At 28.6% G+C, this 1,540-nt stretch carries 1 protein-coding gene and 1 pseudogene; both read left to right on the top strand.

Going from position 1 to position 1,540, the window contains the following annotated elements; genetic code table 11:
- Positions 1-305: pseudogene (locus tag JJE11_RS17705) on the top strand (hypothetical protein); the annotation flags it as partial.
- Positions 306-886: 581 nt separating this feature from the next.
- Positions 887-1,351, top strand: coding sequence for a GreA/GreB family elongation factor (locus JJE11_RS17700; protein WP_291638019.1), 465 nt, complete (start codon positions 887-889; stop codon positions 1,349-1,351).
- Positions 1,352-1,540: the final 189 nt, after the last annotated feature.

Raw genomic sequence — 1,540 nt, 5'->3', positions numbered from 1 at the left:
GTGATGGTAGTTTTTTAGGTATTAATCTACAATATGCTATTCAGCAGTATCCCCTCGGACTAGCAGATGCATTTATAATAGGAGCAGTTGGTCCCATTACAAATTTTGCATGGAATAATCAATCTATTAATATACCCTATACATCTATAAGTGATATGATCAAGTTTTCAGAAAGCATAAATAACTCTGATAAAACCAAATGGGAACCGAAAGCTAAACTTGTTGGTTTTTGTCTGCTTATAAAAAGAGAAGTCTTAGATATAGTAGGGTTACTTGATGAAAGATTTTCTCCTGGGAATTATTAGTAGATTACCTTCAGTATAGTAAAAATCCTATAAATCTTCTAAAAGAGCTTAAAAAATATTTAAAACCTGGAGCATATATAATTGCTACAATGCCTAATCTCACCCACTATTCTGTAATTCGAGATTTATTAAAGGGAAACTTTCGATACACCTCAAATGGAATTATAGATAAAAATCATAATATTTTTTTCACCTTTAATGATATAAAAATAATGGCCACAGAGTGCGGCTACAAACCTCCATATATAACATATGGGTATAATATTAGAAATGCAGAAGATGACTTGTTTTTGAATAATCTATGTACTCTTGCTGGGGAAGATATGAGATGGCACTTTGTGTATTATAAATATATAACTAAATTTCAAAATTAATTATATATTTAGTATTAAAGAATTTTAAAATGCAAGATAACAGTGAGCATAAATTTTATAAATATACATTTAATAGTCTCTTGATGATATAATTGTTATCTTAGGAATATCCTCAAACGAATATTATTGTTTAATAAGGGTAATTTTAAGCTAGGATTATAAAACAAATGTATGCTTAATAATAGTGAAATATAAGAGGGTGACAAAATGAATAATAAACTCACTAAAAAAGATGTTGAAGAACTTCAAAAGGAATTCGATTATCGTAAAGGTCCTTTAACAATGGAAATTGCACATGAAAAAATGATAGCAGCAGCTCATGGCGATAGGAGTGAAAATGCTGAATATAAAGCTGCCAAAACAAATATGTACGAGAACTACAGAAGAATGGGTTATTTAATAAAAATGATTAGAAGCGCTGAAGTTATAGATGATGTTATTATTAATACTAAAGGTGCAAATATAGGCAATAAATTACTGGTAAAATTTGAAGATAGCGATATTATAGAAGAATTAGAACTTGTAACAACATTGCAAGTAGATATATTTAATGGCAAATTTAGTATTGAGTCCCCAATAGGAAAAGTATTATTCGGACAGACAATAGGCTCCATAGTAGAAGTAGAATCCCCTGATGGGAATTATAAAATAGAATTAGTAAGCATAAGTTAGAAATAAAACAAAAGCAATAAAGGAGAAGCTACGCGGTTGTAGTATCCTCTCCTTTATTGCTTTATATTATTATAACAATTGCTTAAGTTCATTATCACAGTCACTTATATGATTTTTATCAAATATATATTTCAAATAATCATACATGCCGAATTTGTTAATGTCTAATTGGTTAATATTAGAATTATC

The sequence above is a fragment of the Clostridium sp. genome, assembly GCF_016650095.1.
In the GTDB taxonomy this organism is placed as follows: domain Bacteria; phylum Bacillota; class Clostridia; order Clostridiales; family Clostridiaceae; genus Clostridium_AD.
The sequence above is the reverse complement of the archived record's forward strand: the minus strand, read 5'-3'. Positions and strand labels throughout refer to the sequence as shown.